This window comes from Bacillus sp. ES1-5, assembly GCF_022487605.1.
Lineage (GTDB): Bacteria > Bacillota > Bacilli > Bacillales > Bacillaceae_G > Bacillus_A > Bacillus_A wiedmannii.
This window is the reverse complement of the sequence record NZ_JAKVPU010000008.1, coordinates 149,470-173,803: the sequence shown is the minus strand read 5'-3', so window position 1 is coordinate 173,803 and position 24,334 is coordinate 149,470. Positions and strand designations below refer to the sequence as shown.

General features: G+C 35.9%; 24 protein-coding genes. 19 read left to right on the top strand and 5 right to left on the bottom strand.

Annotation, left to right across the window (positions count from 1 at the left end):
- The first annotated feature begins 49 nt into the window (after positions 1-49).
- The 11 genes from spoVR to MKO96_RS22755 all read left to right on the top strand — a co-directional run bounded on the left by spoVR (position 50) and on the right by MKO96_RS22755 (position 9,240).
- On the top strand, positions 50-1,465 hold the full coding sequence (gene spoVR / locus MKO96_RS22805) for a stage V sporulation protein SpoVR (protein WP_087979515.1): 1,416 nt from the start codon (positions 50-52) through the stop codon (positions 1,463-1,465).
- A gap of 106 nt (positions 1,466-1,571) precedes the next feature.
- A complete protein-coding gene (locus MKO96_RS22800; RefSeq protein ID WP_240588774.1) occupies positions 1,572-2,849 on the top strand; it encodes a neutral/alkaline non-lysosomal ceramidase N-terminal domain-containing protein in 1,278 nt (425 codons plus the stop codon).
- 150 nt (positions 2,850-2,999) lie between these two features.
- Positions 3,000-4,664 (top strand): CoA-disulfide reductase, encoded by a 1,665-nt coding sequence (cdr, locus tag MKO96_RS22795; protein ID WP_240588773.1) that lies wholly within the window; start codon positions 3,000-3,002, stop codon positions 4,662-4,664.
- Positions 4,665-4,849: 185 nt separating this feature from the next.
- Positions 4,850-5,113: a metal-sensitive transcriptional regulator gene (locus tag MKO96_RS22790; RefSeq protein ID WP_000456206.1), complete on the top strand. Its 264-nt coding sequence runs from the start codon at positions 4,850-4,852 to the stop codon at positions 5,111-5,113.
- Between the two features lie 88 nt (positions 5,114-5,201).
- Positions 5,202-5,762 carry a sulfurtransferase TusA family protein gene (locus MKO96_RS22785; RefSeq protein ID WP_240588772.1) on the top strand — a complete coding sequence of 187 codons (561 nt, stop codon included), beginning with the start codon at positions 5,202-5,204 and terminating at the stop codon, positions 5,760-5,762.
- Between the two features lie 38 nt (positions 5,763-5,800).
- A complete protein-coding gene (locus tag MKO96_RS22780; RefSeq protein WP_240588771.1) occupies positions 5,801-6,931 on the top strand; it encodes an MBL fold metallo-hydrolase in 1,131 nt (376 codons plus the stop codon).
- 26 nt (positions 6,932-6,957) lie between these two features.
- Complete coding sequence (locus tag MKO96_RS22775) at positions 6,958-7,188, top strand: sulfurtransferase TusA family protein (protein WP_048526303.1); 231 nt, start codon at positions 6,958-6,960, stop codon at positions 7,186-7,188.
- 30 nt (positions 7,189-7,218) lie between these two features.
- Complete coding sequence (locus tag MKO96_RS22770) at positions 7,219-7,578, top strand: rhodanese-like domain-containing protein (RefSeq protein WP_098130999.1); 360 nt, start codon at positions 7,219-7,221, stop codon at positions 7,576-7,578.
- A gap of 15 nt (positions 7,579-7,593) precedes the next feature.
- A complete protein-coding gene (locus tag MKO96_RS22765; protein ID WP_240588770.1) occupies positions 7,594-7,890 on the top strand; it encodes a rhodanese-like domain-containing protein in 297 nt (98 codons plus the stop codon).
- Between the two features lie 72 nt (positions 7,891-7,962).
- Positions 7,963-8,442, top strand: coding sequence for a DsrE/DsrF/DrsH-like family protein (locus tag MKO96_RS22760; protein ID WP_000437734.1), 480 nt, complete (start codon positions 7,963-7,965; stop codon positions 8,440-8,442).
- A 33-nt stretch (positions 8,443-8,475) separates the two neighbouring features.
- Positions 8,476-9,240 (top strand): sulfite exporter TauE/SafE family protein, encoded by a 765-nt coding sequence (locus MKO96_RS22755; protein WP_240588769.1) that lies wholly within the window; start codon positions 8,476-8,478, stop codon positions 9,238-9,240.
- Positions 9,241-9,321: 81 nt separating this feature from the next.
- On the opposite strand, the gene MKO96_RS22750 is transcribed toward MKO96_RS22755, so the two are convergent.
- Together MKO96_RS22750 and MKO96_RS22745 are read right to left on the bottom strand one after the other, a co-directional pair.
- Entirely contained in the window at positions 9,322-9,762 is a 441-nt protein-coding gene (locus tag MKO96_RS22750) for a hypothetical protein (protein WP_000642356.1), read from the bottom strand.
- A 148-nt stretch (positions 9,763-9,910) separates the two neighbouring features.
- The gene (locus tag MKO96_RS22745) at positions 9,911-11,119 is read right to left on the bottom strand and encodes an LCP family protein (protein WP_087979527.1); all 1,209 of its coding nucleotides are present in this window, start codon (positions 11,117-11,119) and stop codon (positions 9,911-9,913) included.
- 314 nt (positions 11,120-11,433) lie between these two features.
- Between MKO96_RS22745 and MKO96_RS22740 the strand changes: the two genes are divergently transcribed.
- On the top strand, positions 11,434-12,432 hold the full coding sequence (locus MKO96_RS22740; protein WP_240588768.1) for a YhdH/YhfP family quinone oxidoreductase: 999 nt from the start codon (positions 11,434-11,436) through the stop codon (positions 12,430-12,432).
- Positions 12,433-12,466: 34 nt separating this feature from the next.
- Here MKO96_RS22740 and MKO96_RS22735 read toward each other — a convergent pair whose 3' ends face one another.
- Both MKO96_RS22735 and MKO96_RS22730 read right to left on the bottom strand, forming a co-directional pair.
- On the bottom strand, positions 12,467-14,122 hold the full coding sequence (locus MKO96_RS22735) for a Na/Pi cotransporter family protein (protein ID WP_000456277.1): 1,656 nt from the start codon (positions 14,120-14,122) through the stop codon (positions 12,467-12,469).
- A 332-nt stretch (positions 14,123-14,454) separates the two neighbouring features.
- Positions 14,455-15,657, bottom strand: a complete 1,203-nt coding sequence (locus MKO96_RS22730; RefSeq protein ID WP_240588767.1) for an MFS transporter — start codon at positions 15,655-15,657, stop codon at positions 14,455-14,457.
- A 319-nt stretch (positions 15,658-15,976) separates the two neighbouring features.
- Here MKO96_RS22730 and MKO96_RS22725 point away from each other — a divergent pair, with 319 nt between their 5' ends.
- From MKO96_RS22725 to MKO96_RS22695, 7 genes are all read left to right on the top strand, one after another.
- Positions 15,977-17,065, top strand: a complete 1,089-nt coding sequence (locus MKO96_RS22725; RefSeq protein WP_240588766.1) for a DUF871 domain-containing protein — start codon at positions 15,977-15,979, stop codon at positions 17,063-17,065.
- 76 nt (positions 17,066-17,141) lie between these two features.
- Positions 17,142-19,082, top strand: a complete 1,941-nt coding sequence (locus MKO96_RS22720) for a BglG family transcription antiterminator (RefSeq protein ID WP_240588765.1) — start codon at positions 17,142-17,144, stop codon at positions 19,080-19,082.
- 110 nt (positions 19,083-19,192) lie between these two features.
- Complete coding sequence (locus MKO96_RS22715; RefSeq protein ID WP_000131328.1) at positions 19,193-19,513, top strand: PTS lactose/cellobiose transporter subunit IIA; 321 nt, start codon at positions 19,193-19,195, stop codon at positions 19,511-19,513.
- A 1-nt stretch (position 19,514) separates the two neighbouring features.
- Positions 19,515-19,820, top strand: coding sequence for a PTS sugar transporter subunit IIB (locus MKO96_RS22710; RefSeq protein WP_061680155.1), 306 nt, complete (start codon positions 19,515-19,517; stop codon positions 19,818-19,820).
- A 79-nt stretch (positions 19,821-19,899) separates the two neighbouring features.
- Positions 19,900-21,210 carry a PTS sugar transporter subunit IIC gene (locus MKO96_RS22705; protein WP_001013047.1) on the top strand — a complete coding sequence of 437 codons (1,311 nt, stop codon included), beginning with the start codon at positions 19,900-19,902 and terminating at the stop codon, positions 21,208-21,210.
- Positions 21,186-21,464 (top strand): hypothetical protein, encoded by a 279-nt coding sequence (locus MKO96_RS22700; protein WP_000900037.1) that lies wholly within the window; start codon positions 21,186-21,188, stop codon positions 21,462-21,464. Before MKO96_RS22705 ends, MKO96_RS22700 begins: the two co-directional genes overlap by 25 nt.
- Positions 21,454-22,539 (top strand): DUF871 domain-containing protein, encoded by a 1,086-nt coding sequence (locus MKO96_RS22695; RefSeq protein ID WP_240588764.1) that lies wholly within the window; start codon positions 21,454-21,456, stop codon positions 22,537-22,539. The genes MKO96_RS22700 and MKO96_RS22695 overlap by 11 nt, the downstream gene beginning before the upstream one ends.
- 170 nt (positions 22,540-22,709) lie before the next feature.
- On the opposite strand, the gene entC is transcribed toward MKO96_RS22695, so the two are convergent.
- On the bottom strand, positions 22,710-24,083 hold the full coding sequence (gene entC / locus MKO96_RS22690; protein WP_240588801.1) for a cell wall-binding protein EntC: 1,374 nt from the start codon (positions 24,081-24,083) through the stop codon (positions 22,710-22,712).
- Between the last annotated feature and the right edge of the window lie 251 nt (positions 24,084-24,334).

Here is a 24,334-nt window from a genome sequence, read left to right as displayed (position 1 = left end):
TGTTCCTCATCATACACTTTCTTAAGGGAAAGTGTAAGGAGGGAAAATAATGAGAGCAAGTGACGATAAAGCACTGCAATATGCGATTGCGGAAATTACGGAAATTGCGACTGGATTTGGGCTTGATTTTTATCCGATGCGTTATGAAATATGTCCAGCGGAAATTATTTATACATTTGGTGCATATGGGATGCCGACGCGATTTTCACATTGGAGTTTTGGAAAACAGTTTTTCAGAATGAAATTACAATACGATTTAGGTCTTAGTAAAATATACGAACTCGTTATTAACTCTGATCCATGTTACGCCTTTTTATTAGATACGAACTCGTTAATTCAAAATAAATTAATTGTGGCGCACGTTTTAGCACACTGTGACTTCTTTAAAAATAATATTCGTTTTTCAAATACGAAGCGAGATATGGTAGAAAGTATGGCGGCAACGGCTGATCGCGTGAAAGCATATGAGCATAAGTATGGAAAGGCAGAAGTAGAAACATTTTTGGATGCCGTACTTGCTATTCAAGAGCATATTGATCCATCGCTTATGCGTCCAAAACTTGCGTGGAGTATTGAAGATTTAGAAGAGGATGTAGAAAAGAAAAAGATATCACAGTACGATGATTTATGGAATTTAGATGATCGAAACAAAAAGAGAGAACGACCTAATATGCATAAAAAGAAGAAAATCCCGCCGCAACCAGAAAAAGATTTACTACTCTTTATTGAAGAATATAGCCGTGAGCTAGAAGATTGGCAGCGCGATATATTAACGATGATGCGCGAGGAAATGTTATATTTCTGGCCGCAGCTTGAAACGAAGATCATGAACGAAGGTTGGGCTTCGTACTGGCATCAACGCATACTCCGTGAAATGGACTTAACATCTTCTGAAGCGATTGAATTCGCAAAGCTTAATGCAGGTGTAGTTCAACCATCAAAAACAAGCATTAACCCATACTACCTCGGTATTAAAATGTTTGAAGATATTGAAGAACGCTACAACAACCCGACAGAAGAAATGAAACGACGCGGTGTAAAACCAGGCTCTGGTCGTGACAAAATATTTGAAGTACGCGAAATTGAATGGGATGTATCGTTCTTAAGAAACTACTTAAACAAAGATCTCGTAATGAGAGAAGATATGTACTTATTCCAGCGCCAAGGAAAAGAGTATAAAGTAATAGATAAAGAGTGGGAACAGGTACGTGATCAGCTCGTAAATATGCGTACAAATGGTGGCTTCCCGTACTTAGTAGTAGAAGACGGAGACTACTTAAAGAACGGAGAATTGTACATTAAACATAGTTACGAAGGAATTGAGCTCGATTTAAAATACTTAGAAAAAGTATTGCCATACCTTCATCAATTATGGGGAAGAACGGTGCATATGGAGTCGATTGTGGAGAGTAAGGGCGTTGTGTTTTCTTATGATGGGAAGATGGTGCATCGGAAGTATGTGTGATGAAAAGAACGGACATAGAATGCTATGTCCGTTCTTTTTATTTGAAACAAGGTAAATATGCTATTCTTGAAACAAGGGAGTTACATAGAGAAATGGAGCGGTTCAAATGAGCAAAATAGGGGTTTGTAAGGTTGATATTACACCGCCTGTAGGTATTGATTTTGTCGGATACCATAGAGAGACAGGAATAAATAATATTGAAGAGCATATTTATGGGACGATTTTTGTATTTGAAAAAGATGAAATGAAAACGGTGTTTATAAGTATTGATAATATTGGGATGTTAGTAGAAGATACGAACATGATTCGTGAGCGAGTAGCGAGTAGGCTTCATGTACCATTTGAGCGAATAACAGTTGTTTATACACATACACACTCTGGTCCGGAAACTGTTGGTGAGCAACCTTTAGTAAAGTCGTATAAACCGATTTTAGTAAATAATGTAGTGCAAGGTGCTGTTACTGCGAATAACAATTTGAAGTTGTGCGAAGTTGGATGGGGTGTTACGACAGGTGATATTGGTGTCAACCGAAGAGAGAGAACATCTGATGGAAGAGCAAAGATGGGAACAAATATAGAGGGTGTTGTAGATAAACGAATTGGCATGTTGGCAATAAGAAATGCTGAAACGAAGGAGCTATCTGGGATTGTAGTATTTTGTACGGCGCATCCGAATGTTTTAAAAGGTGATAGCGATGTATTATCAGCGGATTATCCTGGAATGACGAGGGAGATTCTTGAGAAAATCGTAAACTGTCCTGTTATTATTATGCAAGGTGCTGCTGGTAATGTAAATGCGAAGTATCGCGGTTCAAGGGAAGCATTAACACAAATGGCTTACATGCTTAGTGGACATGTATTAACGATGTTGCCAACAGTTGCATATAGCCCAATTGTAAATTTAAGGACAGTTTCAAGCACGATGCAAATGAAGTTGAAAGATATTCCTGAAGTTAATGAAATACGAAGTATGGCCCAGCTAACTGAGAAGCAGTGGGGTGTGAATACGGATGAATGGCTTACTATCATTTTAGAGAAATATAAGCAAGGTATTCGGCAGTTAAGTATCAATTTAGAAGTGCAACTGTTTCAAGTTAATGATGGTATGTTTTCAGGTGTACCGATGGAACCTTTTTCGGAAACGGCATTAGAAGTGAAAGAGAATCTTCAAAATGAATTAACTTTCTTTGGTGGGTATATGAATGGATATATTGGTTATTTACCAACGAAGGAAGAATTCTCATATGGTGGGTATGAAGTGGAATTAAGCCCTGTTGTGTATGGGCCGGTTACGAATTTATTGATGCCACCGGAGATAAATACAGCAGATGTAATCGTACAGAAAGTTATAGAACTATACGCAAAAGAACTTGGAGAAATCTAAGTTCTTTTTTATTTGTTTCGAATTTGTGAAAGAAAGACATATTGATTGAAATTCAATTTTTTATAATTTATTATATACCCATACAGGTATAGGTTTTACATGTATGATATATGAGGGAATTAAATAATAAATAGTATGGAGGTTTGACATATGTCTAGAAAAATAGTTGTAGTAGGTGGAGTTGCTGGCGGAGCATCAGTAGCTGCAAGGCTTCGTCGTTTAAGTGAAGATGATGAAATTATTATGGTGGAGCGCGGTGAGTATATTTCATTTGCAAATTGTGGGTTACCATACTATATTGGCGGTGTCATTACAGAAAGACAAAAATTATTAGTACAAACTGTTGAAAAGATGTCTAAGCGTTTTAATTTAGATATACGTGTATTGAGCGAAGTAATACAAATTAATAAAGAAGAGAAAAAAATTACTATAAAGAATGTAATGACAAATGAAACATATAACGAAGAATATGATGTGTTAATTCTTTCACCAGGGGCAAAACCAATTGTTCCATCTATTCCAGGTATTGAAGAAGTGAAGGCGTTGTTTACGTTACGAAATGTCCCTGATACAGATCGTATTAAAGCGTATATTGATGAGAAGAAACCACGTCATGCGACGGTTATTGGTGGCGGATTTATTGGAGTGGAAATGGTTGAAAACTTAAGAGAACGAGGAATGGATGTTACTCTTGTAGAGATGGCGAATCAAGTAATGCCACCAATCGATTATGAAATGGCAGCATATGTGCATGAGCATATGAAAAATCACAATGTTGAGCTTGTTTTTGAAGATGGTGTAGATGCATTGGAAGAAGGCGGGACTGTTGTACGTTTAAAAAGCGGTTCAATCATAGAGACAAATATGATTATTTTAGCAATTGGTGTACAACCAGAGAGTAGTTTAGCGAAAGATGCAGGATTAGCGCTAGGAGTTAGAGGAACGATAAAAGTAAATGAGAGATTTCAAACATCGGATCCACATATATATGCAATTGGTGATGCGATTGAAGTGAAAGATTTTGTTACTGAAACAGAAACGATGATTCCTTTAGCATGGCCGGCTAATCGTCAAGGTCGTATGTTAGCAGATATTATTCATGGTCATACGGATTCTTTATATAAAGGTACGCTAGGAACTTCTGTAGCTAAAGTTTTTGATTTAACAGTTGCTTCGACTGGAGTAAATGAGAAAATATTAAAACGATTAAATATACCCTATGAGGTAGTGCATGTGCAGGCAAATTCTCATGCTGGTTATTACCCGAATGCTACGCCATTGCTAATAAAATTAATATTTAATAAAGATAGCGGAAAAATTTACGGAGCGCAGGCGTTAGGGCGTGACGGTGTAGATAAGCGTATCGATGTTATCGCAACGGCAATAAAAGCAAATTTAACTGTAATTGATTTGCCAGATTTAGAATTATCATATGCCCCGCCTTATTCTTCTGCAAAAGACCCGGTAAACATGGTGGGGTATGCAGCAAGTAATATAGTAGATGGTTTTGTGGCCACAGTACAATGGCATGAAATAGATCGTATTGTTGAAAACGGTGGATATCTTATTGATGTTCGAGAGCCTAATGAACTAAAACAAGGAATGATTAAAGGTTCTATTAATATTCCGTTAGATGAATTACGTGATCGTTTGAATGAAGTGCCAGTGGATAAAGAAATATATATCACTTGTCAACTTGGCATGAGAGGGTATGTTGCAGCGCGCATGTTAATGGAAAAAGGATATAAGGTAAAGAATGTAGATGGTGGCTTTAAATTGTACGGTACAGTCTTACCAGACCGTATTATATATTGATGTTTTTTCATCTTCCACTTCAAAATTTGGTGGAAGATGAAAGCCTATAGATTAAGGTTTCACTTTATGTTTTGCGAATATATAAGGTGGAAATTTAAAATAAGGGTTTACAAAATACCTGTAGGGGTATAATATGTTGTCATAGGTTATAAATGGTGACATAATGGTAATGAGGTGATTATACAATGGAATATAATCAAGATATGAAAAATAGATTAAAACGTATTGAAGGCCAAGTTCGTGGTGTGCTTCGTATGATGGAAGAAGGAAAAGATTGCCGAGAGGTTATTACACAGTTAACGGCATCTCGTTCCGCACTTGATCGTACAATTGGACTTGTTGTTGGAACAAATTTAGAGCAATGTTTACGTGAACAGTTTGAAAGTGGTAATGGTTCAAATGAAGAGTTAATTAAAGAAGCTGTTCAATTACTTGTAAAAAGCCGATAATCTGTCAAACATAAGTGTTGACAGATTTTCAAAAACATTTTAATATACCCCTACAGGTATATGTATATAAATTGTGGAGGAATCGACTATGAGTATAAAAGTGGATATTAGTTTAGATTGTAAAGGTTTGGCTTGTCCGATGCCGATTGTGAAAACGAAGAAGGCGATGGAAGGATTGGCATCAGGGCAAGTGATTGAAGTTAAGGCAACAGATAAAGGGTCTACTGTAGATATACAAAGTTGGGCGAACAAAATAGGACATCAATATATCGGGACGAAACAAGAGGGCGATATTTTGATGCATTACGTTAGAAAAGCACATGAGCATGAAGTGAATGAAGTAGTGAAGTATCCTCATACAATTACGAATGCGGAATTGCAAAATATATTATTAAGTGGTGAAGAGTGTACTGTAGTAGATGTTCGTGAAGCGGCGGAATTCGCCTTTGGTCATATTCCAACTGCCATTTCGGTGCCATTAGGTGAACTAGAAAGCGCAGGATTAGATAAGATGAAACAAATTTATGTTGTTTGCCGAACTGGTAATCGCAGTGATGTAGCTTGCCAAATGTTGAAAGAGCAAGGTTATGCAAATGTGAAAAATGTCATTCCAGGTATGGTAGAGTGGCAAGGGAATATAGAGAATTAAATTTTTTTAAATGAAAATATACCTCAGGGGGTAAGAAGATGAGCGTTAAATCATTACAAGCAAAAGATGTCGCAGAGAAAGTTTTATTCGGGGAGTTGTTTATTTTAGATGTTCGTAATGAGATGGATTATGAAGAATGGAAAATTGAAGGGAAACAAATTTCTTCTATAAATAAACCGTATTTTGATTTGTTAGATGGTGTAGATCATATTGTAAGTGAATTACCTAAAGATAAAGATGTTTTAGTAGTATGTGCAAAAGAAGGGTCTTCTATATTTGTGGCAGAGCAATTAACAGAGGCTGGATTAGAAAACATTTATTATTTAGCTGGTGGTATGAAGGCTTGGAGTGAATATGTAAAGCCGTTAAAAGTAGGAGATATACAGGGCGGAGGAAGTATATATCAATTTAACCGTCTTGGAAAAGGCTGTTTATCTTATATGGTCGTTTCAAACGGTGAGGCAGCAGTTATTGATGCGGTAAGAACTGTTGAAGCATACGAAGAGTTTGCGAAAGAGCATGGCGTTACGATTACGAATGTAATGGATACACATTTACATGCAGACCATATTTCTGGCGGACGTAAGTTAGCTGAAAGAGTAGGTGGTACGTATTGGTTACCGCCAAAAGATGCGGAGGAAGTTGTTTTCTCATATAAACCGCTCGTTGAAGGATCAATTATTACGGTGGGGGGTACTAAAATTGAAATTGACGCATTATACTCACCGGGGCATACGATTGGGAGTACATCATTTATTGTAGATGATTCCTATTTATTATCAGGCGATATTTTATTTGTAGATTCAATCGGGCGTCCAGATCTTGCTGGAAAAGCTGAAGATTGGGTGAGTGATTTACGAGAAACTCTATATAACCGATATAAAGTACTATCTCAACAATTGATTGTGTTACCAGCTCATTATTCAAAAATAAGTGAAATGGATGAGAATGGTGTTGTGAGCGCAAAGTTAAAAGATTTATTTACGTATAATGCAGGACTAAATATTGAGAGTGAGGGAGAGTTTCGTAAAGTTGTAACGGAGAACTTACCACCTCAGCCGAATGCTTACGAAGAAATTCGTCAAACGAATATGGGGAAGATTCATCCGAGTGTAGATGAAGAGCGTGAAATGGAGATTGGTCCAAATCGTTGTGCAGTTCACGAATAAGAAATAAATAAAAAATGGAGGAATAGATGATGAATGTAAAACAAGTATTAGATGCGAAAGGTTTAGCATGTCCGATGCCGATTGTAAGAACGAAGAAAGCGATGGATACTTTACAAACTGGAGAAGTGTTAGAAGTACATGTAACGGATAAAGGGTCAGTTAAGGATATTCCGGCGTGGGCAAATAAAGGTGGTCATGACATCGTAAAGCATGAAGAAGAAGCGGATGTGCTAAAGTTTTGGATTAAGAAGGCGTAGCATGTTTATAAATGTAGAGAGGTTGATTATATGAATACAATATTAAGTACGCTTTTCATTGTACTTGCTGCAGTGTTTGTTATTTCACGTTTTTTACCGGTAAAAGGTGTTCAAAATATAAGTGGGAAAGAATTAAAGAGTATAGCAGGAAAAAAGGGAAAACAATTTATCGATGTTCGCACAGTAGGTGAATATAGAGGAAATCATATGAAAGGATTTCAAAATATCCCGCTAAATGAGCTAGCGAGTAAGGCAAATCAGTTAGATAAAAATAAGGAAGTAATCGTTATTTGTCAGAGCGGGATGAGAAGTAAGCAAGCAGCAAAAGTATTAAAAAAATTAGGATTTCAGCATGTTATCAATGTTTCGAGTGGTATGAATGGTTTGTGAGGAGTGGACTTTAAAATGAAAGAAATGACAGCAAAAGAATTAGAAGAAAAATTATTACGTAAAGAAGCAGTAAATATTGTGGATGTACGTGAATTAGAAGAAGTAGCTGAAGGGAAAATTCCAGAAGCATGTAATATCCCACTAGGACTATTGGAATTTCGTATGCATGAGCTAAATAAAAAGCAGGAATATATTATCGTTTGTCGTTCAGGCGGAAGAAGTGCAAGAGCCGTTCAGTTTTTAGAAAGTTATGGTTTTCAAGTGATCAATATGGTAGGTGGCATGTTAGCGTGGGAAGGGAAAGTCGTATAGTACAGAGATAAATGATTTGAGCCTTTTTATAAATAATAAAATACCCCTATAGGTAATTGGAGGGAGCACAACATGGAGCAACAGAAGAAAACAACAATTGTTTTATTTAGCGGAGATTATGATAAAGCGATGGCTGCTTATATTATTGCAAATGGTGCAGCGGCGTATGATCAAGAGGTGACTATTTTTCATACTTTTTGGGGATTAAATGCTTTAAGGAAAGATGAACATGTGAAAGTAAAGAAAACTTTCATAGAAAAAGTATTTGGAAAAATGATGCCACGTGGTGCAGATAAGATGGGCTTATCAAAAATGAATTTTGCCGGTATGGGACAAAAGATGATTAAAGGTATTATGAAAAAACATAATGCGATGCCTTTACCAGATTTAATGGATTTAGCGAAAGAACAGGGGATTAAACTTGTAGCTTGTCAAATGACGGTAGATTTATTAGGGTTAAAAGAGGAAGAGATTATGGAAGGGGTAGAGTTTGCAGGAGTAGGAGCTTATTTAGCAGATGCTTCGGATGGGAATGTGAACTTATTCATTTAAATCACCTTCTTTTTAGAAGGCGGGGGATATAAGGTGAGTTTAGTCGTATTACTTTTTATAATTGGGTTTATAGGATCGTTTATATCAGGAATGGTTGGAATTGGCGGTGCGATTATTAATTATCCAATGATCCTATACATTCCGGTATTGCTAGGATTTACTAGTTATACGTCACATGAAGTGAGTGGTATTACAGCGGTGCAAGTATTCTTTGCAACTTTTGCAGGTGCATGGGCTTATCGGAAAAGTAATGATATGGATAAAACGCTAGTTGTGTATATGGGAGCTAGTATTTTAATAGGAAGTTTCATAGGGAGTTTTGGTGCTAACGTATTAGAGGAACATACGGTCAATGTTGTTTATGCAGCGTTAGCAACAATTGCTGCTATTATGATGTTCGTACCGAAGCGAAATAATAGTGGTGAAGTGACATATAATAAATGGTTAGCAAGCTTGTTAGCGTTTATTGTAGGAGGAGCATCAGGCATTATAGGTGCTGGAGGTTCTTTCTTATTAGTTCCGATTATGCTAGTTATTTTAAAATTGCCGATACGTACAACAATAGCAACATCTATCGCTATTACATTCATTTCCTCAGTAGGGATTACGACTGGAAAAGTGATAACTGGTCAAGTAGTTGTAATTCCAGCTCTTATTATTGCGGTTGCAAGTATCTTTGCTGCGCCGCTTGGAGCGCGAGTTGGGAAGAGGATCAATCAAAAAGCATTGCAATATATGTTATCGATTTTGATTGTAGGCACTGCTGTTAAGATGTGGATTGATATGATATCGAAATAAAAGGATGGTGCTGCTTGCAGCCCATCCTTTTATTTATCCCGCTATTTGAAGGTAGTAAATGCCCGATTGGTGCAGGCTGATTTATGCCCAAATAACTTTCATTAAATTTTTATATTCGTCATTTGCTAATTTATATAGCATTCTCGTATGTTCAAAGACAAGTGCTGGATTAAAGTTTGGTTCTGAGAATGCAAGCGATGCTGAAATATCAATTGCATTTTGCTTGTTTAATGTGAATTTTGCAAATCGATAAGATGTGTTTAATTCATTGATAACGTGCAAAATATCATTTGTTGATGTTGCATCAGGTACGTGAGCAACATTGAAGCAGTATATATCTACAGTAGGATGTTCGTTTTGGAAAGCAGCGATAAGTTGAATTTTTGCGCCAGCTTCTGTCTCTAATCCTACTGAAAAATGAACAGAACCATCATTTTCATCTATATTTTCTTCCATGAATATATCGTTTGATTTTAAGTAGTCTTTAAAATCTGAGATGTTGTGTTTTACTGCAGCTTTCATATGTATGAGCCCCCTGATAATTGGAATAGATTGCTACTATTTATTATAATTTAAAAATATTAAAAAAGATAGTTAGAAAGTTCTGATTTTTGGTTTCGGAGAAATAAAAAGAAGCAGTACTCTACCTCCATAGAGAACTGCTTCTTTTTTATTCATTGTCGTTAGACGATGTTTCTGTGTCTTCACTGCTATTTTTATTCTTATTTTTAGATTCGTTGTTACTTGATTCGCGTTCACTTGAATTTTCCGACTTAGATTCTTTTGTTTTCTCTGTGCTTGTTTTCTTTGAATCAGAGTCTGTTTTTGTATATGCAGGTAATCCAAGGTGAGCACGAAGTTGGTTTGTTACATTTGCTAATTCTTTTTTATCTGGATTGTAGTAATATGTTCGGCCGCCACCAGCAGATTTGCTACATGTATCGTCACCTTTTTCCATATAGCAGTCTTCACCTTGAATTTGTAATTTCTCAATTTCTGAGTCCGATCCGTACTTATAGAATGAAAGCATATCATCGAATGTTAAGTTAGTAACGAATTGTCCGTTAATATCATCAATGATGTTACCAACTTTTGTTACAGATCCAACGCTTGTTAGTTTCTTTAAAATTGCTTCAATAACGAGCTGTTGACGTTGTCCACGCATTGCATCACTATCAATGTGTCGCGTTCTAGCAAGAGCAAGAGCTTCTTCACTATTTAGCTTTTGAACACCTTTCTTCAGGTGAATCGCATCAGCAGTATCATTACTATCTTGTTCAGTAAATTCAACTGGTACATCGACTTCAATACCGCCTAAATCATCGACAATTTTCATAAATGATTTGAAGTTAAACTTTACAAAGTAATCGACAGGAACATTCATCAATTTTTCAACTGCATCAATACTTGCTTGTGGTCCACCATCTTTTCCGTTTTTAGTAGAACCGTATGCATGAGCGTGTGTAATTTTATCTTTTTTCTTTTCCACTGGAATATAAGTATATGTATCTCGTGGAATACTTAATAGTTTTACAGTTTTGCTATCCTTATTAAACGTTGCAAGTAATAGTGCATCCGTTCTTATAGCTTCACCATATTCTTTCCCACGGACATCGCTTTCATCAACACCCATGATTAAGACAGAGACGTTATTTGTGATAGGTTTTACAGCTTTATCACGTAAATCAGATTTATCACCGCGCGCTAAATCGTGTGCGGCATTTCGAACAGCAGAAGATGCTTTATTTACTAAAAACCAAGTATAACCGCCACCTATTATTAAAAAGAATAGAATAACGCTTATAATAATTTTTGTTTTTTTCTTACTTTTTTTCGGTTTACTACGTGTATTTTCTTGCAAAGATGGGTTTTGCTCCATTTCCTGTACTCCTTCATTTGGATTGAAATACGACACTCATATCCACTTATTATAATGAAATTTAGCGAAAAAAGACATTACAAATCATTTACATTTCGTAAAAATTCAATAAATTTATAAAAAGTCAGATTTTTTATATTTTATTTTTGAGATGTAGAATAAGTATAAGTTGTTTTAGTAGAAATGAAAATATGTATTGTGAGAAAGTAATAGAGAAGTAAGATTTGTTGAAATATAGCCAAGAAGAAATGAGTAGGTTTACTTCTTTCTTCTATATAATAAAGAAGAAATTTACGGATAAAGGAGAGAGCATAATGAATCATACATCATTCCGAGCAATCGTTGTGAACGAAACAGAAAGTAAGCAGTTTGTAAGAAACGTTGTAGAGAGAGAAGTAAGTAGTTTACCTGAGGGAGACGTATTAATACAGGTTCATTATTCTTCATTAAATTATAAAGATGCTCTTTCAGCCACGGGTAATAAAGGTGTTACGAGAACATATCCTCATACGCCAGGGATTGATGCAGCAGGAGTGGTTGTGAGTAGTGCAGATGAAACCATTAAGGTAGGAGACCAAGTTATTGTAACGGGATATGATTTAGGTATGAATACTTCTGGTGGTTTCGGAGAGTATATTCGCGTGCCAGCATCTTGGATCATCCCTTTACCAGAGGGAATGTCATTAAAGGAAAGTATGATGTACGGGACAGCAGGTTTTACAGCTGCTTTATCAGTATATAAGCTTATTGGAGCAGGTATAACGCCTAGTATGGGAGATGTTTTAGTAACGGGTGCAACAGGCGGCGTAGGGAGTGTAGCTGTTAGTATTTTAAGTAAGCTAGGATTTAACGTAGTAGGAGCGACAGGGAAAATGGAAGAAGAAGAGATGCTACTACGTCTAGGAGCGAAACAAGTGATTCATCGTACGGAGTTGAATGATGAATCAGGAAGACCAATGTTAAAAGGGATATACGCCGGGGTTATCGATACTGTAGGTGGACATATGCTAGAAACCGCTTTAAAAACGGTAAAGTATGGTGGTTGTGTAACGACGTGCGGTAATGTGGCAGGACAAGAATTGCAAACAACGGTATATCCGTTTATTTTGCGAGGCATAAGCCTTTTAGGAATCGATTCTGTGCAATGCCCAGTGGATGTGAGAAGAGATGTGTGGACGCTTTTAGCAAGTGAATGGGAAAATAAAGAGCTACTATCTTATACAGAAGAATGTACATTAGAAGAGTTAGATGAAAAGTTTACACTTATATTGCAAGGAAAGTTAAAAGGAAGAACAGTTATAAATATGAAATAAAAAAAGAGACGCTCAAGTTAGCGTCTCTTTCCTATTATAATGATTGTTTTAAATTGATTTTACCTTGTTCACCTAAAACACCATCAGCAATATTTACAGCGTGATCACCGATACGCTCTAAGTTACTTACCATATCAACGAAGATGATACTTGCATCACCTGAACAGCTACGTTCGTTTAGACGTAATACGTGACGTTTACGAAGAACACGTTCCATTTGGTCGATTTTACGTTCTTTTGCAATAACCGTTTGTGCTAGTTCAGTATCGAAGTTTGTTAAAGCTTCAACTGCGTCTTGTAATGTTGAAATTGTTAATTCAAGCATTTCATTTAGTTCAGCTAGTGCTTCGTCTGATAGGGAAACACGGTTTGAAATTTGGAAATCTACAAGTTCTACAAGGTTTTCTACATGATCACCAACACGTTCAATATCTCCAACAACACCTGCTAAAACGGAATGTTTTTCAGAGTCTGAAGGTGAAAGCGGCTTTTCCGATAGTAAAACTAAATACTCGGTAATTTTTTTATCTAAATTGTTAATAGCTCCTTCTAATTGAGTAGCCATGTTTTCATGCTTTTTGTCTTGTGTATTTAAATATTGATTGGCTTCTTTTAAGCCGTGTAATGAAAATTCAGCCATACGCACAACCTCTTTTTGAGCTTCAGTTAAAGCAATAGCTGGAGATTGCTCAATAAAGATTGGATTTAAATGTTGCGGTTTGAAGTTAATAGATGAATCTTCACCACGAATGATTTTTGTTACGATCCATGCTAATACTGCAATAAATGGGAACTGAATGATTGTATTCGTTACGTTAAATGTTCCATGTGCAAATGCAATTGTCATTTCTGGATTTAAGTTTAATGACGTTTGGAAATATTGGATTAAACTTGTAAATGGTACTAATAAAATTGTAAAGATAATGGTACCGATAATATTAAAGATAACGTGAACTAATGCTGCACGTCTTGCGGCAATTGAAGTACCGATTGCTGCTAATACTGCTGTAATTGTTGTACCGATGTTATCACCGAACAATACAGGAAGAGAAGCTTGTAAATCAATAGCACCTTGACCGAATAGTTCTTGTAAAATACCGATTGTTGCGCTTGAGCTTTGTACAATTAAAGTGAACACTGTACCGACAATAATTCCTAAAATTGGATTGTCACTCATGCTAACCATTAACTCTTGGAATGACTCTAAAGAGCGAAGAGGTTTCATACCTGCGCTCATTAATTCTAAACCGAAGAATAACATACCAAAACCGAATACAACTTGACCTACAGAATGTACTTTTTTATTTTTAAAGAAGAATAGTAAAATCGCTCCAACTGCCATAACTGGGAGCGCATATTCTCCGATTTTAATTCCGATAATAAATGCAGTAACTGTCGTTCCGATGTTCGCACCCATAATAACACCGATTGCTTGTCTTAATGTCATAAATCCGGCACTTACAAGTCCGACTGTTAAAGCGGTTGTTCCTGAACTTGATTGGATTAATACAGTAACTAACATACCTGCTAGTACACCCATAAGTGGGTTTGTTGTAAAGCGATCTAAAATATCGCGAAGACGATCACCAGCTGCTTGTTGCAGTCCATCGCCCATGTATTTAATCCCGAATAAGAAAATACCTAATCCACCAATGAACTGGAAGATCATATCTTGAACATTATATTCCACGCATTCCACTCCTTAAATTTCATGTACGCTGTAATTATTAACTAAACCTTGAGGCACTGTAAACGGTTTGCTAGTAAAATTTACACTAACTTTACAAAGGGACAAAAAGTTTACAATTCTTTAAAGAAACAGCTGTATTTTATTAGTTTTCATCTTGTATAAATCTTAATTTTGTAAATAAATCACACTTTTTAGAATAGTATTGTTCAGGTGGATATGAAGGAGAGCGTCTGCGAGTTCATCGTATATTTTTTGATGAAAGTTAAAAAAATATGTAGGAAAATGCATGTAGTTTTATAACAGCAAAAATACGATAAAAAAAGCCACTGAAATTATCCAGCAGCTTTTTCTCTGTTTTTATCTCCATGCTTTTGCTTTCTTATACTTGTAATGTAAATGAATAGGAAAGCAATAAGTAATAGAGAGGAATAACGATATACAGTTGCGTAGTTTGTAAAATGTGCAATGAATCCAAATATAATTGCGCCAGCGCCAATGCCGAGGTCAAATGCTGAGAAGAATGTAGCTGTTGCGACTCCTCGTCGGTGCGGTGCTACTCGGTCGATCATCCATGCTTGTAGTGCAGGTTGAATCGCTCCAAAACCACTTCCGTAGCATGCTGCTGCAATAATTAAACTCGGAATGGTAGTTGTATACGACAATAAAATAATACCTGTAAACGTAATGATAACCCCTGGAATAATAACGAATGCATGACCTTTCGCATCGTATAACTTTCCAGAAAACGGACGAGTGACAGCGATTGCAAGTGCATTAAATAAGAAGAAAAGGCTTATATCAGTAATTCCGACTTCCGTAGCAAATAATGTAATAAAGCTCCCGATTCCGCCGTACATTAATGTAATACATAATATTAATAATGAAGGAAGTAAAGCTTTGCGCTCAATAAATCCATCGAGAAAAGTACCAGATGTTTGCTGTGGTGGTTGCGGCGATTTTTTGATTTGAAGTAGTTTCGTTAATATTAATGAAACAATTGTACATGAAAGTGCACATAAAAAAAGAATCGTGAAGTTATATGTTTGCATAAGCCAAAGTCCGATAAGTGGACCGAGTGCCATTGCAATCGTTCCGGAAAGGCCGAAATATCCCATGCCTTCACCACGGCGAGCTTGCGGAATTAAATCTGAAACGACAGTTCCATATGTAGTCGTTGTAATACCAAAGCCAGCTCCGTGTAAAATTCGCACGGCAAGCAATAGGAAGATGGTTGAAGCGAAAAGATAACTACCCATAGCGAGTAAACAAATAGCAGTACCAATCATTAAAATGATTTTTTTATTAAATTTTTGCAAGGCATTTCCAGTTAGCGGTCTAACAAAAAGTGCCGCCACGGTAAACATACCTACAACAAATCCGATATTGGAACTTGTGCCGCCGATTTCTTTCACATAAACAGGTAAAGTAGGAATTAACATTTGAAACCCTAAAAACATACATAAGTTTGCAAAAATTAAAGCGACAAACTCTTTCGTCCATAACGATTCTCGTTTTACGAGTATTGCTTCTCCCATATATTCATCCCCTATATAAAATTTTCTCTTTTCTTTCGAGTATATGTATTGGTCAATGTAACAGTCAAGGAAGGTGCCTTGAAAACGTATAACAATTTTCGAGGTGGAAAAACTGACAAATTTGTGTAAAAGCTACACAACTATGAAAAAAAGTTGTAAAGTATAGATGTATAGACTTGTAGTTGTTATGAATGATAGAAATTGTTTTTTCTTTAAAGAAAGCGGATTCAAAAAGTAGTGAATGAGAAGGGGATATATACTTTTTCACTACATATATTTGAAAAGGTTTACAAAACAATGAAGAAAGAGGCGTGTACATATGAGACGATTAGGTATTTCTATTTATCCAGAACATTCAACGGTAGAGAAAGATAAGGAATATTTAACATTAGCAAGTAAATACGGATTTACTCGTGTATTCACATGCTTATTGTCTGTAGATGGAGAAAAAGAGAAAATTATAGAAGAGTTTAAAGAGACAGTCTCTCATGCAAATGCATTAGGGTTCCAAGTATTAGTTGATATTAGTCCGTCTGTCTTTACACAATTAGGTATTTCATATAATGATTTATCGTTCTTCCATGAGTTAGGAGCGTACGGCATTCGTTTAGATGTCGGTTTCTCTGGTTTAGAAGAATCGATTATGACTTACAATCCATACGGCTTAAAAATTGAAATTAATATGAGTAACGGTACGAAATATGTAGATAACATTATGAGCCATAGACCAAACCGTGAAAATTTAATTGGTTGCCATAATTTTTATCCGCATCGTTATTCAGGATTATCATACGATCATTTCATTAAATGCTCGAAACAATTTAAAGATTACGGTATGAGAACGGCTGCGTTTATTTCATCCTTTGATGCAACGTACGGACCTTGGCCAGTAACAGAAGGCTTATGTACGTTAGAGCAGCATCGTGAATTACCGATGACAACACAAGCGAAGCATTTATTTGCGACAGAATTAATTGATGATGTTATTATTGCGAACGCGTATGCATCAGAAGGAGAATTACAAGCACTAGGTGCATTAAATAAAGAGAAACAAACATTTGATATAGGATTATATGATACAACAACAGAACTAGAAAAAATTATCGTATTAGACGAGCCTCATTTTTACCGCGGAGATGTATCTGAATATATGATTCGTTCGACACAAAGTCGTGTGAAATATAAGAAAGAAGAGTTCAAACCGCATAATACACGCGAAATTAAACGCGGTGATCTTTTAATTGATAATGAACAGTATGGTCAATATAAAGGTGAATTACAAATTGCTTTAAAAGATATGGTGAATACAGGAAAAACAAATGTAGTTGGCCGAATTGTGGAAGAAGAAATTTTCTTATTAGATTATTTACAAGCATGGGATAAATTTGGATTTACATTAAAGAAATAGATAAAATGAAAAAGGAAAAAACTACTGACCTCAGCAGCTTTTTCCTTTTTATATATAAATTGTGAGAGGAAGAGCTATGACAAAAGTGCATCAGCGATTAATTTCTATTTTAGAGGAGTTTTTAGAAGAGAAATCGATGTTAAATCGAGCTTTTTTAGCGAGCCGTTTACATGTATCAACGAAGACGATTCAAAAAGATATAAAATTATTAAATGATATATTGGAAGAAAACGGAGCGAAAATTGAATCGCAAAGAGGGACTGGATACGAACTAGAAATTATACAAACGAAGAAGTTTGAAGAGTTTTGCGTGGGTCTATTTCAAAAACAGACGGAAAAGATCCCGACTTCTTATGAAGAAAGGATAGCGTACATCCTGCAACGTATTGTAACGACAGAGGGATATGTGAAGCTTTCACAGTTAGCAGAGGAGATTTATGTGAGTAAATCGACTGTGAATTTAATTATGAAAGATGTTACAGATATATGTGGTCGCTATCAATTACAAATCGAAAAGAGACCGTATTATGGTATACGTATTGTGGGAGAGGAGTTTCATATTCGTTCTTGTTTATCACAATATGGTTTACCGCGTTATGACCATACTCCGTTTCATGAGCAATTTGAACAGAGGGATACATATTTATCGTTACCTCATATACCGCTTATCCGTTCGGTTATATTAAAGTATATCGAGGGAGGAACGATATATTTATCAGATATTGAAATTGATAATTTAGTCATTCATATTGCAATTGCATTAAGGCGTTGTGAAGATCAACATTATATGAAAGGACTAAATGCGGAGCAATCAGAACTTATCATAAAGAAAGAATATACAATTGCGAAACAGATTGTAGGGGATTTAGAGAAAGAGTTGCATCTTTCATTTCCAGAAGAAGAAGTTTTATATGTGACGATGCATTTATTAAGTACTGCTGTTACAGCGAAAGATCGTTATGAAAATGTGGAAGAGCTATTAGGGAAAGATCTATATGCATTCATGCAACATATTCTTTTTAAAGTAGCGGAAGAACGGAATCTTATTTTTTATTATGATGAAGAATTATTATTTGGATTTGGTGTTCATTTAAAAACGTTATTAAACCGTTTGAAGTATAAGTTAAATACGAGAAATCCTCTTTTGGCAGAAGTGAAAAAGAATTATCCGTATGCTTTTGAAATTGCGGTTCTCGTTGGAGATATAATTGGCGATTATACGGGAGAATCGATTCCGGAAAGTGAAATTGGTTATATTGCGATTCACTTCGGGGGAGCGATGAGTCGTTTACAGGAACAGAATCAAAAGAAAAGATGTTTACTAGTTTGTGCGACTGGTCAAGGAAGCGCCCAGCTATTGAAATATAAAATTCTATCACAGTTCCGAGATAAATTAGAGATTGTAGGGATTACAGGTTATTATCAATTGAAAGTGGAAGACCTTTATAAAGATAAAATAGATTGTATTATTAGTACGATTCATATACCGAGTGGTTTGCCTGTGCCTGTTATAAAAGTGAACTCAATATTTGATGATAAAGAGATTAAGTCGATCGGTCAGCAGTTGTTTACGCATGTGAATACTAGTGTGCAGCAGTATATAAAGGAAGATTTAATCTTTTTAAATCATAGTGCTTCTACGAAGGAAGAGGTTATCCAGTTTTTATGTGAGAAAGCAGCTGAGAAAAACTATGTACCAGAAAACTTTTATGATTCTGTTATGGAAAGAGAAAATACATCTCCGACAGCGGTTGGGAATTTAGTTGCGATTCCTCATCCGATGCAGTTATTAAGTGAGAAAACATTTTTGATGTTTTGTACACTTGATAAGTCCGTTGACTGGGGAGATAAAAAAGTACAAGTTATTATTTTATTTAGTGTAAAACGTAATAATAATGAAGATTTACAGCGGCTTTATGATTTTTTATATGATATTATGTCTAGTCAGCATACGATAGAGAAATTAACTCAGGCTGGAATGATTGAAGAATTTCAAGAGATTTTACTATCGTTTTGAAAAAGTATATAAAAACTTCCGTTACACAACGGAAGTTTTTTATGTTTAATTGTATGCGTTTTCATAATAAGATAACAATATAGAAAAAAGATAGCTTGGGGGAATTTCAAATGACTGATATGCAAACTCCATTTGCGTTAATTTTACATGGTGGCAATGCGAGAAGCGCGGCGCTTGAAGCAATTGCTTTTGCAAGACAAGGAGATTTTGAGAATGCGAGTGAAAAGATGACACTTGCTAGTGAAGAGATTTCAGCAGCTCATCGCATTCAAACAGACTTAATTCAAGAAGAAGCAAGAGGAAATCATGCAGAAATCAGTTTACTGTTAGTGCATGCACAAGATCATTTAATGAATGCAATTACAGTGAAAGAACTTGCTGAAGAATTTATCACTCTTCATAAACGAGTAGAAGAGAAAGTGACAGTATAAGATGTACATTTTATTATGTTGTGCAGCGGGCATGTCAACGAGTATGGTTGTAAGAAAAATGCAAGAAGAGGCAAAGAAACAAGGAAAGGATTATAAAATTAAAGCAGTTGATTCAGAACTTGTGAAACTGGAGATAAAAAATGCTGATGTAGTTTTAATTGGACCACAAGTGAAGTATTTGTTTCCAGCTGTACAGTTTCTTGCGAATTCATATGATATACCGGTTGCAATAATAGAACAACGAGATTATGGCATGTGTGACGGTTTAAAAGTATTGAAACAAGCAGAACAATTAGTTTTAGCATAATTATATTTTTTTAAATATAAACATTATAATGTTATAACTTTTTGTCCTTACGTAATAAAGAGAAAGAGGAGGGGTATTGATGAATGGTTTTATGAGTTTTATGGAACAAAAGATTATGCCAACAACGCAAAAGATTGCAGGACAACGACATTTATTAGCAATTCGAAACGGAGTTATTTCTACATTGCCGTTAACGATTGTCGGATCATTTTTCGTTATCTTTTTAAATTTACCAATTGATGCATATATGGAATGGATTGCACCATTTCGCCATATTTTAGATATTCCATTCCGGTTTACAGTAGGTTTAATGGCGTTATACGCAGCATTTGGGGTAGGAGCTTCACTCGCAAACTTTTATCAGCTCAATCAGTTAAGTGCAGGGTTGTTATCTGTACTCGCCTTTTTACTAGCATCAGTTGAACCAATTCAAATTACGAAAGCTGTACCAGGTGTTATTGATGCGGGAAGATATATTTCAGTAGGAACATTAAGTGCAACGTCTTTATTCGGAGCTATTGTGACAGCATTAATTGCAGTAGAAATTTATCACTTTATGATTAAGCATAATATCTCGATTAAATTACCAGACAGTGTACCACCAGCAGTTGCAAACTCGTTTGCAGCATTAATTCCAACTTTAGTTGTTATTCTTTTATTCTGGGGTATTCGTTACGGTTTAAAATTTGATGTGAATACAACAATCACATATTTAATCGCACCACTAAAATCAGTATTAGTAGGAAATAATTTATTCGGTGGTTTATTAACAGTATTCTTAATCGTGTTCTTCTGGTCATTCGGTATACATGGTCCAGCGATTTTAGGACCAATCATTCGTCCAATGTGGGATTCAGCAATTCTTGAAAATATGGAAGTATTCACAGCTACAGGAAATGCACATCAATTGCCAAACTTATTTACAGAACAATTTATTCAATGGTTCGTATGGATCGGTGGCTCAGGTTCAACATTAGCTTTAGTTATTATGTTTATGTTCTCTAAATCTAAGTTCCTAAAAGAGTTAGGTAGATTATCATTCGTGCCAGGTTTATTCAATATTAACGAACCGATTATTTTCGGGGCACCAATTGTAATGAATCCAATTTTAATTATTCCATTCGTTATAACACCGTTAGTGACAACGACAGTATCATATTTCGCAGTTGTTTCAGGCATGATTCCGCTCATGATGGCGAAACTGCCATTTACGATGTTAGCACCAATTGCAGCGATTATTAGTACGGACTGGACAATTATGGCTGGTGTACTTGTACTTATTAACTTTGTTATCTCATTCGTTATTTACTATCCATTCTTCAAAATGTATGAGAAACAACAAGTAGCAGGAGAGGAGAAAACAGAATGCTCGGAGCAATTATCATCTTAATTACATTCGTAGCGGGGCAGTGTATTGCTCATTATTCAAAATGGGTACAAAGTAAATCGTTATTAGTTTTACTACTCGTATCAATTGTATTTATCGGTAGTTCAATGGGTGCCTATGTAATGCTAAGCTTACAATCACCGTACGTAATTATTGTACCAACGATTTTATGTGCAACATGTTTATCTGCAAAATATAGATTTACGAGCATGGCATTAATACAACGTGTGAAGGAGATGCAAAAGCATGGAGCGTAAATTAGGAATTTCACTTTATCCAGAGCATTCAACGAAAGAAAAAGATATGGCATACATTTCGGCAGCAGCACGCCACGGTTTTTCAAGAATATTCACATGTCTATTATCTGTGAATCGTCCGAAAGAAGAAATTGTAGCTGAATTTAAAGAAATTATTAATCATGCAAAAGATAATAATATGGAAGTTATTTTAGATGTAGCTCCGGCAGTATTTGATCAACTTGGTATTAGCTATAGCGATCTGTCATTCTTTGCAGAGTTAGGTGCAGACGGTATTCGTTTAGATCTAGGATTTGATGGATTAACAGAAGCGAAAATGACGAATAATCCGTACGGCTTAAAAATTGAGCTAAACGTAAGTAACGATATTGCATACTTAGAAAATATTCTTTCGCACCAGGCGAATAAGCCAGCTTTAATTGGTTGTCATAATTTCTATCCGCAAAAGTTCACTGGTCTTCCGTATGATTATTTCATTCGCTGTAGTGAACGCTTTAAAAAACACGGTATTCGTACGGCAGCATTTATTACGTCACATGCAGCTGACATTGGCCCATGGGATATTAACGACGGATTATGTACATTAGAACAACACCGTAACTTACCGATTGAAGTACAAGCGAAACATTTATGGGCGACAGGGCTTATTGATGATGTGATTATCGGAAATGCTTATGCGAGTGAAGAAGAGTTAGAGAAACTAGGAAACTTAAATCGTTACATGTTACAGCTAAAGGTACGCTTTGTAGACGAAGCGACTGAAGTAGAGAAGAAAGCGACGCTGCAAGAATTACACGTAAGACGCGGCGATATAACAGAATATATGGTACGTTCTACAGAAGTGCGTAAAAAGTATAAAGACTATGACTTCCCAGTACGCGAAAGTGTATTACAGGAAAGAGGGCAAGTTGTAATTGGTAACAACTCATTCGGAAAGTATAAAGGTGAACTGCAAATCATTCTAAAAGAAATGCCGATAGATGAACGGAAAAATATTGTCGGTACAATTGCAGAAGAGGAGTTGTTCTTACTAGATTATGTAGGAGCGTGGACGCAGTTTACTTGTGTGGAATAGGGAAGGAGAGGATGCTATGGCATCCTCTTTTTTCTGTTGAAATAGTAATCTATCATATATAGAATGCAAAGAGATAGATTTAATTTGGACGGGAGAGAAGGAGAAAGAATACAAGAATCATAAAAAAGAGTCAGTCTCAACAATGAGACTGACTCTTTTTTATATAGTAATTAGTTTAAAACTTTTACTGTAACTGTTTTACGTCCCCAGTTACTTGATGTGCCTTTATCTGGCATTAAAACGTCAATTTTATTTCCTTTAATAGCTCCACCAGTATCACCAGCGATTGCTACTCCGTAACCTTCAACCCATACTTTTGAACCTAATGGAATGACACTTGGATCAACTGCAATTAGTTTCATGTTTGGATTAGCTGTTAAGTTATGACCCATAGCTGATTTTACTTGGTCGCCTGCTTTATAACCATTTTCAAGTGGATCTGCTGTGTAAGCTGTTGCTACAACGCGTAACTCACGAGAAGATGATGGTGCACTTGTTTCAGTTTCTTTTGCAACAGGTTGTTGTGTAGCTGGTTTTTGAGCTTTAGCCGCTTCACGAGCTTTAGCTGCCTCTTGAGCTTTAGCTGCTTCACGAGCTTCAGCCGCTGCCTGAGCTTCAGCTGCTTCACGAGCTTTAGCTGCCTCTTGAGCTTTAGCTGCTGCTTGAGCTTCAGCCGCTTCTTGGGCTTTAGCTGCTTCACGGGCTTTAGCCACTTCTTGAGCTTTAGCTGCTGCTTGAGCTTCAGCCGCTTCTTGAGCTTTAGCTGCCTCTTGAGCTTTAGCTACTTCTTGAGCTTTAGTTTTTGCTTGAGCTTCAGCTGCCTCTTGAGCTTTAACTGCTTCACGAGCTTTAGCCGCTTCTTGAGCTTTAGTTTTTGCTTGAGCTTCAGCTGCCTCTTGAGCTTTAACTGCTTCACGAACTTTAGCTGTATCTTGAACCTTAATTGTTTTTTCAACTTTAACTGCTGGTTGAACTTTAACTGGAGCTTTACCTGTTAAGTAAGGAACATGAACATAAGCTGTTTTGCCGTTATATTCAAATTGAATCCAGTCATTTTGTACTTGGTGTGTTGTTTCGATTACATCATCTTTTTTCAACTTACCAAGAATTTCTGAGTCTGTATTTGCACCAGCACGTACGTTTAATACGTTTGCTGTTACGTAGTAAGTGTCTTTTGTGTAGTCAGCGCTGATGAAAGCTTCTTTACCGCTATTCAATTTCACTTTTGACCATCCGTTTTCTGTATGTAAAACGTTAACTTTATATCCATCTAATAACTTTCCGACAACTTGTGATTCAGTAGTTGGGTTTTCTCGTACGTTTAGTACGTCAGTTGTTACAATCGTTTCTGCTTTAGCAGATGTTGTGAAAATCCCAAGACCAAAAACCGCTGCTGTTGCTATACCCATAAATTTTTTCATAATAGCCTCCATTGCATTTGTTTTCGTTGACCTCATTATAGCAACCATTATTTTCTTATTTGCGGAAAACACAAAACTACAAAGCATTCGTAACGGGTCATTAATATTCTGTAATAATTCCAGTAATATCCTAAAAGCGCTTTCTTATAGTTGTTAGGGGAGGTTAGAGCATGTAATACATAAAAATGAGAGTATTTCAATTTCTAATAGGTTAATAATGTTTCTGTAGTGTTACATAAGTTTTTCGTATGTGTTACAAAAGTGGGGTATTTCACTATTGTAACGTAGAGATAGTTATGTAATAATAAATATTTTGGTTGTGTAAATATATATATGAGGTGAAAATCAATGAAATATCGCAATAATTGTTACAA

Excerpts from the sequence above, each read along its gene's own strand:
- MKO96_RS22725 (WP_240588766.1), top strand. The coding sequence starts at position 15,977 with ATGAGACGATTAGGTATTTCTATTTATCCAGAACATTCAACGGTAGAG.
- MKO96_RS22740 (WP_240588768.1), top strand. The coding sequence starts at position 11,434 with ATGAATCATACATCATTCCGAGCAATCGTTGTGAACGAAACAGAAAGT.
- MKO96_RS22715 (WP_000131328.1), top strand. The coding sequence starts at position 19,193 with ATGACTGATATGCAAACTCCATTTGCGTTAATTTTACATGGTGGCAAT.
- MKO96_RS22760 (WP_000437734.1), top strand. The coding sequence starts at position 7,963 with ATGGAGCAACAGAAGAAAACAACAATTGTTTTATTTAGCGGAGATTAT.
- cdr (WP_240588773.1), top strand. The coding sequence starts at position 3,000 with ATGTCTAGAAAAATAGTTGTAGTAGGTGGAGTTGCTGGCGGAGCATCA.
- MKO96_RS22730 (WP_240588767.1), bottom strand. The coding sequence starts at position 15,657 with ATGGGAGAAGCAATACTCGTAAAACGAGAATCGTTATGGACGAAAGAG.
- MKO96_RS22765 (WP_240588770.1), top strand. The coding sequence starts at position 7,594 with ATGAAAGAAATGACAGCAAAAGAATTAGAAGAAAAATTATTACGTAAA.
- MKO96_RS22785 (WP_240588772.1), top strand. The coding sequence starts at position 5,202 with ATGAGTATAAAAGTGGATATTAGTTTAGATTGTAAAGGTTTGGCTTGT.
- MKO96_RS22720 (WP_240588765.1), top strand. The coding sequence starts at position 17,142 with ATGACAAAAGTGCATCAGCGATTAATTTCTATTTTAGAGGAGTTTTTA.
- MKO96_RS22695 (WP_240588764.1), top strand. The coding sequence starts at position 21,454 with ATGGAGCGTAAATTAGGAATTTCACTTTATCCAGAGCATTCAACGAAA.
- MKO96_RS22780 (WP_240588771.1), top strand. The coding sequence starts at position 5,801 with ATGAGCGTTAAATCATTACAAGCAAAAGATGTCGCAGAGAAAGTTTTA.
- MKO96_RS22745 (WP_087979527.1), bottom strand. The coding sequence starts at position 11,119 with ATGGAGCAAAACCCATCTTTGCAAGAAAATACACGTAGTAAACCGAAA.
- MKO96_RS22775 (WP_048526303.1), top strand. The coding sequence starts at position 6,958 with ATGATGAATGTAAAACAAGTATTAGATGCGAAAGGTTTAGCATGTCCG.
- MKO96_RS22790 (WP_000456206.1), top strand. The coding sequence starts at position 4,850 with ATGGAATATAATCAAGATATGAAAAATAGATTAAAACGTATTGAAGGC.
- MKO96_RS22700 (WP_000900037.1), top strand. The coding sequence starts at position 21,186 with ATGCTCGGAGCAATTATCATCTTAATTACATTCGTAGCGGGGCAGTGT.
- MKO96_RS22800 (WP_240588774.1), top strand. The coding sequence starts at position 1,572 with ATGAGCAAAATAGGGGTTTGTAAGGTTGATATTACACCGCCTGTAGGT.
- MKO96_RS22770 (WP_098130999.1), top strand. The coding sequence starts at position 7,219 with ATGAATACAATATTAAGTACGCTTTTCATTGTACTTGCTGCAGTGTTT.
- spoVR (WP_087979515.1), top strand. The coding sequence starts at position 50 with ATGAGAGCAAGTGACGATAAAGCACTGCAATATGCGATTGCGGAAATT.
- MKO96_RS22750 (WP_000642356.1), bottom strand. The coding sequence starts at position 9,762 with ATGAAAGCTGCAGTAAAACACAACATCTCAGATTTTAAAGACTACTTA.
- MKO96_RS22705 (WP_001013047.1), top strand. The coding sequence starts at position 19,900 with ATGAATGGTTTTATGAGTTTTATGGAACAAAAGATTATGCCAACAACG.
- MKO96_RS22710 (WP_061680155.1), top strand. The coding sequence starts at position 19,515 with ATGTACATTTTATTATGTTGTGCAGCGGGCATGTCAACGAGTATGGTT.